The sequence below is a fragment of the Marinomonas balearica genome (genome assembly GCF_004362145.1).
GTDB classification, from domain to species: Bacteria; Pseudomonadota; Gammaproteobacteria; order Pseudomonadales; family Marinomonadaceae; genus Marinomonas; species Marinomonas balearica.
The window spans coordinates 361,462-374,830 of record NZ_SNXC01000012.1 but is presented as its reverse complement, the minus strand read 5'-3'; the positions used below and the strand labels follow the sequence as shown (position 1 = coordinate 374,830).

The window sequence follows — 13,369 nt, the reverse complement described above, 5'->3', positions numbered from 1 at the left end:
GGTAACCTCTGTTATAGTTGGAGGTCACAATCATATTGGCAATTCACTAAAGTGACAGCAATGGCGAACAAGCATTTAGGCAATTTATTCATTCTTTCCGCACCGTCCGGTGCTGGCAAATCGTCCCTCTATAAAGCACTGCTTGCAGAGGACAGTAATGTTCGAATTTCCGTCTCTCATACGACGAGAGCGCCCCGTGACGGCGAACAGGATGGACGCGAATATTTCTTTACCAACGTCGATCATTTCCTAGACATGATTGCTGACGAAGCTTTTTTCGAACATGCACAGGTGTTTGACAACTACTATGGCACGTCCAAGCAAGCGATCTTTGATATGTTGGAGCAAGGTTTAGACGTCATCTTAGAAATCGATTGGCAAGGCGCACGACAAATCAGAGAGCAATACCCAGATGCCATTGGCATCTTCATTTTGCCGCCGTCCATTGAGGCACTTGAAAGCCGATTACGAGGTCGCGGAACGGACAGTGACGAGGTCATTGCTCGCCGCATGTCGAAGGCCGTCGATGAAATCAGTCACTATGATGAATACGATTTTGTGATCGTGAACGATGAATTTGATGAGGCATTTGCGCAACTGTGCAGTATTTTCACAGCAATGCGCTCCAAATCAGTCGTAATGAAGGAAAAACATACAAATCTGATAAATGATCTCTTGTCATTGTAAGAGGCGGTTCAGTAGAATTACAGTTAGGAAACTAGCTAAACACAATTAGAGGTCAAAATGGCTCGAGTTACAGTAGAAGATTGTTTGGAAAACGTAGACAACCGTTTTCAATTGGTAATGGTTGCAGCGAAACGCGCTCGTCAATTAGCGACAGGCGGCGAAGAAGCAAAAGTAGCATTGGAAGACGACAAAATGACTGTTGTAGCGCTACGTGAAATTGCAGAAAATTTGGTCAATGCAGGTAATGTCGATAAGCCTGCTGTCGAACCGCTTCCAGAGTTTTAATCTATATGGTATTCGTCGCTCCTCCTAAAGCTGTTTTGTTGTACCGTTGTTGTTAAGGGGTGAGCGATGTTAACTATCGAAAGTCTTGCAGAATCTCTGAGTGAGTACCTACCTCTCGATCAAATCGCTAAAGTAAAACGCGCTTACTACTACGCAGAGCAAGCTCACGACGGCCAACGTCGTAAAAGTGGCGAGCCGTATGTTACGCATCCTTTGGCGGTTGCTGATATCTTAGCCAATATCCGAATGGATTGTGATGGCTTAGCGGCCGCATTGCTGCACGATGTCATCGAAGACACAGGCATCCCACGCGAAGCGCTGTCTAAGCAATTTGGCGAACAAGTCGCTTTGCTCGTAGACGGTGTCAGTAAGCTGACACACCTTGAGTTTAATGATCAACTTGAGAAGCAAGCACACAACTTCCAGAAAATGGCCATGGCTATGGCTGATGACATTCGCGTCATCATGGTCAAGCTTGCAGATCGCCTGCATAACATGCGCACACTGGATGCAATGCCGGCTCATAAGAAACGTCGCATCGCAAAAGAAACCCTTGATATTTATGCACCCATCGCCAACCGACTCGGTATGTACAATGTTCGCCTAGCGTTAGAATCTCTTGCGTTCCAGGCTTACTATCCGATGCGTGCGAACATGCTTCAAAGGGCGATCAATAAGAAGTATGGCCAACGTCAAAAGGCCATGGAGAAACTGGAAACGTATCTTCAGTCTGAGCTTCGATCAGAGTACTTTGAAGTTGAAGTCAGTATTCGGGAAAAGCACCTTTACAGCATCTATAAAAAGATGGAAAAGAAACGGCGCTCTCTTGAAGAAATTATGGACGTGGTCGGTGTTCGCATCGTCACGGACAAACACGATACCTGTTATCGAATTTTGGGTGTTATCCATACCCTATTTAAACCAATCGAAGGTCGATTCAAAGACTACATCGCAGTACCAAAATCAAACGGTTATCAATCTCTCCATACAACGGTAATGGGCACCAATGGCTTGCCTATGGAAGTTCAGATTAGAACGAACGAGATGGATACCGTAGCAAACAATGGTATTGCGGCGCATTGGTCTTACAAAGCATCTGGGCAATCCATCGCAGGCAATCACGACCGAGCGACCAAGTGGGTTAAAAGCTTGATCGAAATTCAAGAAAAAGCCCGCAACCCTATGGAATTTGTCGATAATGTGAAAAGCGACTTATTCCCAGATGAAGTGTATGTTTTTACTCCAAAAGGGAAAATCATTGAATTACCTTCTGGTGCAACCGCTGTAGACTTTGCATACGGCGTACATACCGAAGTGGGCAACTCTTGTATTTCTTGTCGAGTTAACCGACGCCTTGCACCGCTCAGTACCCAACTAGAAAGCGGCCAAACAGTCGAGATTATTACGGCAAAAACGGCTCAGCCGAACGTTGCTTGGTTGAGCTTTGCGATTACTGGCAAAGCCCGCACAAACATCCGCCATTATTTAAAAGGTAAGCAGCGAGAAAACGCCATTAGCATTGGTTATCGTTTGTTGACCCGATCTCTAAATGCCTTCAAAACCACCATTGAAGAGCTTTCAGAAACACAGATTAATTTGGTCCTTGAGCACTACGAATTAGAAACCTTCGACGATCTACTAGAATCGATTGGCAAAGGCCGCCATGTTGGGTATGTGGTTACTCGTGAACTGTTCCCGAATTACAATGAAGAAGAGTTGGCAACGCCCAAGTCCTTTAAGGTAAATGGCTCAGAAGGCATGTTAATTTCGTACGCGAAGTGCTGTTCGCCGATTCCAGGTGACCCAATTGTCGGTTATGTGCAAATGGATAAGGGCATTATTATTCATCATGACCAGTGCCCGAACATTCAAGACCATTTACAAAATCCGGAACGCTTTATCCGTATGACATGGGGTAAAGAGATAGAAGAAGAGCTGAACGTAAGCTTGATCGTCTCCTACGTCAATCAACGCGGCGCGGTGGCCGACATTGCGGCTTCGATCAGTGATACTGATTTCCAAGTCTCGGATTTGAAGATTATTGAGCGCGGACGCATTTCGCGCCTTCGCTTGAATGTCACGATTTCAAGTCGCGTGGGCCTTGCGGACGTCATGCGCCGAGTTAAAGCGGTGCGATGCGTAGATAAAGTATCTCGTGAAACCGTCGTCAGTCGATAAACCTATTTAAAAGCTAGAAGGATGATTCATAATCATGGCTAAAAAAGTAATTCATACAGAAAACGCTCCCGCTGCAATTGGCCCTTATTCTCAAGCAATTCAAGCAGGCAACACTATTTACCTATCTGGCCAGATCCCACTGGTTCCAGAAACAATGGAAATTGTGGAAGGCGGCGTTGAAGAACAAACAGCGCAAGTTTTCAAAAACATTCAAGCGGTATGTGAAGCAGCTGGCGGTTCTTTAAAAGACATCGTTAAGCTAAACATCTACATGACAGATTTGGGTAACTTCACCAAAGTGAATGATGTGATGATGCAGTTTTTCGAGCAACCTTACCCAGCTCGCGCAGCGTTAGGTGTTCGCGCCCTACCGAAAGACGTAGCGGTTGAAATCGAAGGGGTTGTTGTTTTAGAGGATTAACCCTTTAAACGCTCGCTCTTATGTCTAGTTGCTCTTCGTTTAAATATACGAAGAGCAACATTCAACACAGTCACAAAAAAGTCTGACTTCCTGCCATCACCCGTTTGTTATTACTGAAGCGTCTCGCCCTTTTCTCGCAATAAATCTTCGTACCCTGAAACATAGCTCGGAAATTTTGGTGCCCAACCACATTGTCTCAAAAAATCCGCTCGGATCCGTTTTCCCGTTTGTGGAATAAACTCATTTACGGCTCCCAAAGTGACCTTTGCACCGATACGAGATGCGATCCAAAGCTTTACTTCCCACATAGATACAGGTGTCTGATCAGTGAGTATTACATGCGATGGCACTGGCGCTTCGCGCGATCCCTCATCCAGCAGGCGTTGGCCTAGAATCATCAACCCAGACACGACGTCATCTCGATGAATTCGGTTCGTCCAGCTATTGGCCCCCCATTCACTCTCGCCTTTTATCTTATCGATTAATCGGTAACGCCCTAGACCGTAAATTCCAGAACACCTTGCTGAACATGCCTGCATCGACTCAGATAAGATTTTTTCAGCGTTTAATAGGCATTTTGAGGTTTCTTTTTTTGCTTTTGCTACCGACGATTCATCAATCCATTCGCCTTCGTTTTCGCCGTATACACTGGTACTGGAGACAAACACTACCTTGGGCTGCTTAATTCGATCTTGGCGGGCATACCGAGAAACCAACGCCTTTGCGGTTTCAACATACGCACTTTGATAGGCTGTTTCGGTGCGACTTTGAGGCGTCATAATAAGATAAATCAGATCCACATCTGGAAGCTGTGCTGAAGGCATTGTCGTCAGATCGGCTGTAATCCCCGATACCTGATCAGGAAACTGCGTTCCTGATCGTCTAATCGCACTCACTTGCGCACCTGCACTTACCCAATTTTTCGCGATGCTGGTGCCAATATCGCCACACCCAGCAATCAAAACCCGAGGTTGAATCATGAGTTGTACTCTTTAAACAAAAATTGAATAGAGATATCCCTCGCACACTTTATCAAAATATGTATTATCATAGCTATTAACAATGACGATAAGACAGGTGGCTGCCATGACGTTGACCGAACTCAAATACATTGTAATGCTAGCAGAAGAGAAGCACTTTGGCCGTGCTGCTGATCGCTGCTACGTTTCACAACCGACATTGAGTGTCGCGGTAAAAAAGCTCGAAGAAGAGCTGGGAGCAGCCATTTTTGAACGCAGCAAAAGCTCGGTCTACATAACGCCACTCGGTGAACAGATTATCGAGCAAGCGAAAAAAGTGCTCGAACAAGCCAACATGATTAAAGAATTGGCATCGTCAGGACAAAACCAGCTAAAAGGCCCTCTTAAAGTCGGCGCAATCTTTACCATTGCGCCTTATTTATTTCCCTATATGATTCCTCATCTCAATAGACTCACCGAAGGCATGCCTTTGCTGATTGAGGAAGACTTAACCGAACAGCTACGACCAAAGCTGCGTAATGGCGACTTAGACGCCATTATCATTGCTCTTCCCTTCAAAGAACCCGATGTGGTCACACAACCCATCTATGAAGAAGAGTTTGTTGTCCTTATGCCTAAAAATCACGCATGGACGGAGCTGGAAGAGATTGAAACGGCACAGTTAACAACAGACAATTTACTCTTGCTGGGCAAAGGCCACTGCTTTAGCGATCAAGTACTCGAAGCCTGCCCGATGATCAACGAAGATCAATTCGGCGAGGGTCGAACCATCGTCAACGGCAGCTCACTGGAGACCATACGCTACATGGTGTCGTCAGGGTTAGGCGTTACCGTCTTGCCAAAGTCGGCTGCAACAAACATTGATCACGAGACGTTAGAAGTACGCCCTTTTGCCGAGCCAGCACCTAAACGTACCGTAGCGTTAGCATGGCGTGCTAGCTTCCCACGACCGAAGGCAATCGAATCTCTTAGCCAGTCGATTCGAGAAGCCTGCAATCAATTAGAGCTTGATTGAACGACTCGTTGCCGAACATATACGGCGATATGCCGACATTAAACATCGATAAGTAAGATGCTAACTGGATTAGACACTCAAGACATAAAAGAGCTTAAAGGCGTCGGTGGAGCCATGGCGGAGAAACTCGCTAAGCTCCACTTGCATACAGTTCAGGACTTACTGTTCCATTTGCCTATTCGCTACCAAGATCGTACGACGGTCGTTCCAATTGGCCACCTTCGATTTGGTGACGAAGCCGTTATTGAGGGCAAGGTCATTGGCTGTGAAATCAAAATGGGAAAACGTCGTAGCTTGATCTGCCGTGTTAAGGACATGAGTGGCACCCTCAGTTTGCGATTTTTTCACTTTTCAGCCGCGCAAAAAAAACAGCTAGAAAACAGTGAAAAGATTCGTTGCTTTGGGGAAATTCGTCGTGGCAGTACGGGCTTTGAAATGTATCATCCTGAATACAGTGCCATTAAAGTAGATGATACGCTGAGTGGACAGCAGCAATTAACGCCCATTTACCCTTTAACAGACGGTTTAACGCAGAACAAGATTCGCGGGCTATGCGAGCAAGCACTGGAACGCTTAACCCCTTTTAATTTGCAAGAATGGCTCCCTGAAGCGATATTGAATCAGTTCAGTCTACCGCCCTTAGCCAATGCGATTCAGTTTTTACATCACCCAGATAAAGGTGTCGACCTTGCTCAGCTAAAATCCGGCGCACATCCCGCACAATACCGGCTTTCATTCGAAGAACTGTTAGCCCATCAATTGTCTCTTATTGGAAAGCGCATTAAAGCGAAAGAAGATAAAGCCATTGCAGTGACGGAAGCCGGCGAGTTGACACAACGATTACTTGGCGGCTTACCCTTTTCACCGACTGGCGCGCAAAATAGAGTGTTTTCAGAGATTCTAAACGACATGAGCAGTGGCCACCCTATGCTTAGACTCGTTCAAGGCGATGTTGGCTCCGGTAAAACACTGGTAGCAGGCATGACCGCCGCAGCCGTTGTTCAAAAAGGGTTTCAGGTCGCCATCATGGCGCCTACTGAGATTCTAGCAGAGCAGCACTACCTGAATTTCAAAAGCTGGTTTGAACCCCTAGATGTCCCCGTCGCTTGGATGATAGGAAAACTCAAAGGCAAACAACGCGAAGCGGAGCTTTTAAAAATCTCTTCAGGTGAAGCAAAAATTGTTGTGGGAACACACGCGCTTTTTCAGGACACTGTGACATTCAAGAACTTAGCGCTCGCTGTCATTGATGAACAACACCGCTTTGGTGTTCATCAAAGAATGGCGCTCAGAGAAAAGGGATTACAAGCAGGGTTTCAGCCTCATCAACTCATCATGACGGCAACGCCTATTCCCAGAACATTAGCCATGTCAGCCTACGCGGATTTGGATTGTTCTATTATTGACGAGTTACCTCCGGGACGAACGCCCATAAATACCGTGGTTGTTTCAGACCAAAGACGCCCAGAAGTCATCAATCGAGTGCGCAGTGCCTGCTCTGAAGGCCGACAAGCTTACTGGGTATGTACCCTCATTGAAGAATCTGAGGCGCTACAATGTCAGGCCGCGGAAGACACCGCCGTATTGCTTCAAGAACAATTAACCGATCTAAAAATAGGCTTAGTTCACGGTCGGCTTAAAGCACAAGAAAAAGCCGACATAATGGCCAGCTTCAAATCAGGTTCACTCGATTTACTCGTGGCGACGACCGTTATCGAAGTTGGCGTGGATGTCCCCAATGCCAGCCTAATGGTCATTGAAAACCCTGAACGTTTAGGTCTCGCTCAATTGCATCAGCTTAGAGGCCGAGTGGGGCGTGGAACCACTGCTAGCCATTGTGTATTACTGTATAAAGCGCCCCTTAGCCAACAAGGAAAAGAGCGTCTTAGCACAATGCGCGAGCACACTGACGGTTTCAAAATAGCCGAAAAGGACCTTGAATTACGCGGACCGGGAGAACTTCTAGGAACAAGACAAACAGGCTTACTGGAATTTAAAGTGGCCGATTTGCAACGTGATAAGAGCTTACTAAATGATGTTCAGTCTGCTGCAATGATGTTATACCAGTCATTCCCTGAGCATGTATCCCCTCTATTGCAGCGTTGGCTCCCAAACCAAAGCCAATATTTAAATGTGTAACCTTTCTTATTATCCCTCTCAGGCTTTAAACCTCTGACTGTATATCGCTCGAATCGATTCTGACACTTCAAAATAAAAGCCGATTGAATTTTAATCACATTGTCACGCTTTCAAACTAGGATTAAGCTTAGGCACACAAGGATTGCACTTCAAGGAAGCAGTAAGCAAGCCTAACGTTTAGAAGACTTAACCAAAGCTTCTGCATGTGCAACGTAAACAACAGCAATGTTATTGAGGAAAACACATTGAATACTCTTTCCACTTCGTTTAACGACGATCGCAATAATGACAGCCAAACACAGATCAAGCTCCAGCTAGAAGGCCAATGCGGATACCAGTTAGACGAAGGCACTTGCAGAGCATTGATAAACATTGAAAAGATATCCAATCATAGAGATCTGGGCAATTTAAGCGGCACACTGGCCATTCAGTTGCGAGCTTATCGAGCAAATCAACCTAAAGACGATCAGTCTTATCTGCTGGCCTCGACGACCGTGGGTCAGATTAACGGCCAATACTATTTGGAGAATTGCCTGTACGATCTGATTTACACCGCTCCAGCACCTGGAACGTGGCGCATCTGCTTAGAACTGCGCGAATGGAGCGAACAAGACTATTCTCTGTGCGATCAGATTACATTTCCTGTTCCTATGCAAATCGACTTTCAACCTACTCTTGTGGAAAAAGGGGTTGAGCGCCCGGTTGTAAAAACGACGGATAAAATTGCGGCTGAGAAAACAACGAGCAAGCTCAACACAACAGAAAAGCACACAACTGACTTCGCAACGCCTCAAACACTCGGTGAGATTGACGAGTCTACTGAAAAAACGCCCACTAAAAGTCGAAAATCCTCGAAAAGCAAAACAAAACGAGTGGATCAATCTGGACTTACATTCGTCAATCAATGCTCGATGGAAGACATTCTCGATACAAAAGGTATCTCCAAGAAAATCGCAAAAGAAATCGTACAACATCGCCCTTACAATAAGTGGAAAGAGCTATTAGATATAAAAGGGGTAGGGCCAAAGCTATTGGAAAGAATCAAAAAAGCACTAAAAGAAAAAGCGCTCTAAGAATTATCTTGAAAGGCACGAAGGTCATTCCTGCTTTCGTACCTTTCAGTCTCACACTCGCATTTTAAATATCATTCTATTGATACGTTAAGGGATTTTTACAACGGTCGTGCTCTTAACTTCTTCCATTGCAACATAGGTACGTGATTCACGCACATGCGGCAACGTCAGCAACGTTTCACCCAACAGCTTTCGGTACGTATCCATATTAGAGACGCGTGCCTTCAGTAAATATTCGAAGTCACCTGCGATAAGATGACATTCCAGTACTTCAGGGATTTGCAAGACAGACTCTTTGAATTCGAGAAAGCCTTCTGGAGAGGTTGTCTTGAGACGAATCTCAACAAACACCAATAATCCAGCATCGACCTTTTTGGGGTCAACCATTGCACAATACCCTGTGATATATCCATTGCGCTCTAAACGCCTTACCCTTTCTAGGCAAGGTGTCGCACTTAGACCAACACGGCTTGCAAGTTCAACATTAGAAAGACGACCATTAATTTGAAGTTCTCGCAGAATCTTCTTATCTAACCTATCTAAAGGTTTCGCGGAAGTTTCCATTAATCATGGGGCTCCTTATTTAGGATCTATATCACGTTTAGTTTCTATAGATTCGGACCTTGAACGGTTACTTTTTATTTTTTGAATAAGCGAGTCTAACATGAGCCAACCCGAAAACAGAAAAAACCAATATTTCGGCGGAAGCAAGCAACCATGCATAGTTTTGCACCATTTATAAACACGATTACATATGCGCACCATTTAAAGGCAAAAAAACCTATCTTCCGGAAAAAACTCTACTAAACTAAATTTTCTCGCACCAATATATAACAATGACAAAATTTCAAACGAAATATACAAAAAAACTATAAAAAAACTTTTTTTGATAGCGTCACAAAAGAGGAATGTGCAAAAAAGTTGTGACTGATGCTAGTTTTTTACACTTTTCTCTTGACTATAGCCTATAAAAAGTCGTTCTATAAAGTGAAGTGAGGGTCTCATAGAAGATTCCACTGAAAAACCCACAAAAAAACAACAACTCTAATTTTGGCAAAGATTTTGCTTATAGAGCTTAAAGCTTGATAAAGCTGTTTTGCTAAAAAAAGATAATATATACAAAAGTGACGCCTGGGAGGCTCTTAAATGAAATCGAATATGGGTAAAATCCTTACTACTGCAGCCATTGCTGCGACAGTAAGCGCAACTGCTGGTGCAGGTACTTTAGACGATGTTAAATCTAAAGGTTTCATTCAGTGTGGCGTGAGTCAAGGTGTTCCTGGCTTCTCAAACGCTGACGAAGCAGGTAACTGGTCTGGTATAGATGTTGATGCTTGTCGTGCAGCCGCTGCCGCAGTATTTGGAGATGCTCAAGCAGTTAAATTCACTCCTCTGTCAGCTAAAGAGCGTTTCACAGCACTACAATCTGGCGAGATCGACATGTTGTCTCGTAACACAACTTGGACGTACACTCGTGATACAGCGCTAGGTTTAGATTTCACTGCTGTAAACTTCTATGACGGTCAGGGCTTCATGGTTCGTAACGACCTAGGTGTTACTTCTGCATTGGAACTAGACGGTGCAACAGTATGTACAGAACAAGGTACAACTACTGAATTGAACATGGCTGACTTCTTCCGTAAGCACGGTCTATCTTATGTTCCAGTAATCGTTCAAAAAGCAGACGAAGCGCTTGCAGCTTACGCGTCTGGTCGTTGTGATGTATTCACAACTGATAAATCAGGTCTTGCAGCACACCGTTCTAAGCTAGCAGAACCAAATGCACACGTAATCTTACCTGAAACTATTTCTAAAGAGCCTTTGGGTCCTGTTGTTCGTCACGGCGACAACCAGTGGAAAGACATCGTAACTTGGGCAATGTTCGTTCAGGTTAACGCTGAAGAAATGGGCATTACATCTAAAAATGTTGCGAAAATCAAAGAAGAGTCTAAAGACCCAGCAATTCGTCGTCTTCTAGGTGCTGAAGGTAACATGGGTGATTCTTTAGGTCTTGGTTCTAGCTGGGCATACGACGTTATCGCTGAAGTAGGTAACTACGGCGAAGTATTTGAAAACAACGTTGGTCCAAACACTCCTGTAGGTCTACCACGTGGTATTAACAACCTATGGACTGAAGGCGGCGTAATGTACGCTCCACCAGTTCGCTAATACCCTTATAAGTCTACCTATACTGGCGCAGTCACTTTAGTAAGATATCCAGCATGGATTTACCTCTTAAGTGCCCTGCGCCAGTCTTGTTTCTGAAACACATCTGACGAGCATATCACTGCCTGAACCAAGATGAGCGAAAATACTAATACGAATACGAGCTTCTTGAATGACGCTGGCAATCGCGCCCTAATCTTTCAAGCCGTTCTGTTGGCTGTAGTCGTCTTTGTTGGATATTACTTATTCAGCAATCTACAGGCTAACCTTGAAACACGCGGGATATCTACTGGTTTCTCATTCTTCAATGAACCAGCGGGCTTCCCAGTCCTGATCCACCTAATTGAATATACTGAAGCAGATTCATACGGCCGAGCATTTGCTGTAGCCCTTATCAATACGTTTGTAATCTCTTTGCTCGGTATTATTTTGGCGACCATTATCGGCGTCATAATGGGCCTCGCACGCCTGTCCAACAACTGGCTGGTTGCAAGACTTGCTACTGTTTACATTGAGACATTGCGTAATATTCCATTACTGCTGCAAATGTTCTTCTGGTACTTTGCCGTTTTGGCTGCCATGCCACACCCTCGCAATAGTATTGTGTTCGGTGATTTCTTTATCAACAAACGCGGCATCTACTCACCAAACCCACAATTCCAAGACGGTTCTGGCTTTGTATTAGCAGCCTTCTTGCTTTCTATCGTGGGTGCATTTTTTATTGTTCGTTGGGCAAAAGAGCGTCAAAAAGCGACGGGGCACTGGTTCCCTGCCTATTGGGCCTCTTTTGGCACCATTATAGGTGTTACCTTACTTGCTTTTGTTGTTACCGGTTTCCCTGTTGAATTCGATCTACCTTCTAAAAGTCGCTTCAATGTGACGGGTGGTATGGTATTAGTACCTGAATTTGTTGCGGTGCTTATTGCACTGTCTACATACACGGGTTCTTTTATTGCAGAGATCGTACGTGCAGGTATCTTATCTGTTAACTGGGGACAAACCGAGGCATCACGCTCATTAGGTTTACCAGACGGTAAAACTCAACGTCTTATCGTATTACCTCAAGCGTTACGCGTTATCATCCCCCCTCTTACTAGCCAATACCTAAACCTAGCGAAAAACTCTTCTTTAGGTGCAGCGATTGCCTACCCTGAACTGGTTGCAGTTGTTATGGGTACGACCTTGAACCAAACAGGTCAAGCAATCGAAACCATTGGTTTATGTATGCTTGTTTACGGTTCTTTGAGCTTATCTATCTCGCTCTTTATGAACTGGTACAACAAACGTATGTCTTTAGTAGAACGTTAAGGAGGCTATTATCATGGCGATCGAATTTAAACCATCTCCAAGCCTCCCACCACCGTCTGATTCGGTAGGTCCGGTAGCTTGGGTTCGAGCAAACTTTTTCTCTTCTCCTTTGAATATTGCTCTGACTTTGTTCAGCATATATGTTCTGTATTTGATGATTCCACCTGTTTTACAGTGGGGACTTCTTGATGCAACGTGGGAAGGATCTTCCAAAGCAGCGTGTACAGCAGGCGGCGCATGTTGGGCTTTCATCGGGGCGTACTTTGAGCAATTTATGTACGGCCTGTACCCTGAAACTGAGTACTGGCGCATCAACCTCGCATTGATCTTACTCATTGTGCTTGTTGGTATGTTTGCGATAAAAGCGGTTAACAAGCTTTTCTTGTCAATTGCAATTATCGTGGTGTACCCAATTGTTGCGTTTATATTGTTCTCTGGCGGCATGTTCGGCCTTGAGACAGTTGAAACATCAAACTGGGGCGGACTGTTCCTAACAACCTTACTTGGGGTTGTCGGTATTGTTGCATCTTTCCCTCTTGGTGTGCTTCTAGCACTGGGTCGTCGTTCTAACATGCCGATTGTTAAATCAGTATGTGTTGTATTCATCGAGACCATTCGTGCTGTTCCATTGATCACGATTTTGTTTATGGCATCCGTTATGATTCCATTGTTCTTGCCAGAAGGCTTGAACTTCAACAAACTACTTCGTGTACTCATTGGTATTACATTGTTCTCTGCTGCTTACATGGCAGAGGTTATTCGTGGTGGTCTTCAGGCGATACCTAAAGGTCAGTACGAAGCCGCAGATGCAATGGGACTCACCTACTGGCAATCAATGTGTTTGGTCATCTTGCCACAAGCATTGAAACTGGTTATTCCAGGTATCGTGAATACCTTTATCGGTTTGTTCAAAGATACGACTCTGGTTTACATCGTTGGTATGTTCGATCTACTGGGTCGAATCCAAGCAGCAAACCACGATGCTAACTGGTTAGGTACAACTATCGAAGGTTATGCCTTCGCAGGCTTTGTTTATTGGATTATCTGCTTCGGTATGTCCCGCTACAGTATGGCGGTTGAGCGTAAGTTAGATACCGGACACAAGCGGAAATAATAT

General features: G+C 44.8%; 12 protein-coding genes. 10 read left to right on the top strand and 2 right to left on the bottom strand.

Annotation, left to right across the window (positions count from 1 at the left end):
- Window positions 1-60 precede the first annotated feature (60 nt).
- The 4 genes from gmk to DFP79_RS11515 all read left to right on the top strand — a co-directional run bounded on the left by gmk (window position 61) and on the right by DFP79_RS11515 (window position 3,571).
- The gene (gene gmk, locus DFP79_RS11530) at window positions 61-687 is read left to right on the top strand and encodes a guanylate kinase (protein ID WP_133504090.1); all 627 of its coding nucleotides are present in this window, start codon (window positions 61-63) and stop codon (window positions 685-687) included.
- Between the two features lie 57 nt (window positions 688-744).
- The gene (gene rpoZ / locus DFP79_RS11525) at window positions 745-972 is read left to right on the top strand and encodes a DNA-directed RNA polymerase subunit omega (protein WP_133504089.1); all 228 of its coding nucleotides are present in this window, start codon (window positions 745-747) and stop codon (window positions 970-972) included.
- Between the two features lie 66 nt (window positions 973-1,038).
- Window positions 1,039-3,150 (top strand): RelA/SpoT family protein, encoded by a 2,112-nt coding sequence (locus DFP79_RS11520; protein ID WP_133504088.1) that lies wholly within the window; start codon window positions 1,039-1,041, stop codon window positions 3,148-3,150.
- 34 nt (window positions 3,151-3,184) lie between these two features.
- Window positions 3,185-3,571, top strand: coding sequence for a RidA family protein (locus tag DFP79_RS11515; RefSeq protein WP_133504087.1), 387 nt, complete (start codon window positions 3,185-3,187; stop codon window positions 3,569-3,571).
- 110 nt (window positions 3,572-3,681) lie between these two features.
- On the opposite strand, the gene DFP79_RS11510 is transcribed toward DFP79_RS11515, so the two are convergent.
- A complete protein-coding gene (locus DFP79_RS11510) occupies window positions 3,682-4,551 on the bottom strand; it encodes an NAD-dependent epimerase/dehydratase family protein (protein WP_133504086.1) in 870 nt (289 codons plus the stop codon).
- A gap of 106 nt (window positions 4,552-4,657) precedes the next feature.
- On the opposite strand from DFP79_RS11510, the gene DFP79_RS11505 reads away from it, so the two are divergent.
- The 3 genes from DFP79_RS11505 (at window position 4,658) to DFP79_RS11495 (ending at window position 8,778) form a co-directional block, all read left to right on the top strand.
- The gene (locus DFP79_RS11505; RefSeq protein ID WP_133504085.1) at window positions 4,658-5,566 is read left to right on the top strand and encodes a hydrogen peroxide-inducible genes activator; all 909 of its coding nucleotides are present in this window, start codon (window positions 4,658-4,660) and stop codon (window positions 5,564-5,566) included.
- A 57-nt stretch (window positions 5,567-5,623) separates the two neighbouring features.
- Window positions 5,624-7,705: an ATP-dependent DNA helicase RecG gene (gene recG / locus DFP79_RS11500; protein ID WP_133504084.1), complete on the top strand. Its 2,082-nt coding sequence runs from the start codon at window positions 5,624-5,626 to the stop codon at window positions 7,703-7,705.
- A 245-nt stretch (window positions 7,706-7,950) separates the two neighbouring features.
- Window positions 7,951-8,778: a ComEA family DNA-binding protein gene (locus DFP79_RS11495; RefSeq protein WP_166637694.1), complete on the top strand. Its 828-nt coding sequence runs from the start codon at window positions 7,951-7,953 to the stop codon at window positions 8,776-8,778.
- Between the two features lie 87 nt (window positions 8,779-8,865).
- On the opposite strand, the gene DFP79_RS11490 is transcribed toward DFP79_RS11495, so the two are convergent.
- Entirely contained in the window at window positions 8,866-9,342 is a 477-nt protein-coding gene (locus DFP79_RS11490) for an Lrp/AsnC ligand binding domain-containing protein (protein WP_133504082.1), read from the bottom strand.
- A 582-nt stretch (window positions 9,343-9,924) separates the two neighbouring features.
- Between DFP79_RS11490 and DFP79_RS11485 the strand changes: the two genes are divergently transcribed.
- The 3 genes from DFP79_RS11485 to DFP79_RS11475 all read left to right on the top strand — a co-directional run bounded on the left by DFP79_RS11485 (window position 9,925) and on the right by DFP79_RS11475 (window position 13,366).
- The gene (locus DFP79_RS11485; RefSeq protein ID WP_133504081.1) at window positions 9,925-10,947 is read left to right on the top strand and encodes an amino acid ABC transporter substrate-binding protein; all 1,023 of its coding nucleotides are present in this window, start codon (window positions 9,925-9,927) and stop codon (window positions 10,945-10,947) included.
- Between the two features lie 132 nt (window positions 10,948-11,079).
- Window positions 11,080-12,252 carry an amino acid ABC transporter permease gene (locus DFP79_RS11480; RefSeq protein ID WP_133504080.1) on the top strand — a complete coding sequence of 391 codons (1,173 nt, stop codon included), beginning with the start codon at window positions 11,080-11,082 and terminating at the stop codon, window positions 12,250-12,252.
- A gap of 13 nt (window positions 12,253-12,265) precedes the next feature.
- On the top strand, window positions 12,266-13,366 hold the full coding sequence (locus DFP79_RS11475) for an amino acid ABC transporter permease (protein ID WP_133504079.1): 1,101 nt from the start codon (window positions 12,266-12,268) through the stop codon (window positions 13,364-13,366).
- Window positions 13,367-13,369: the final 3 nt, after the last annotated feature.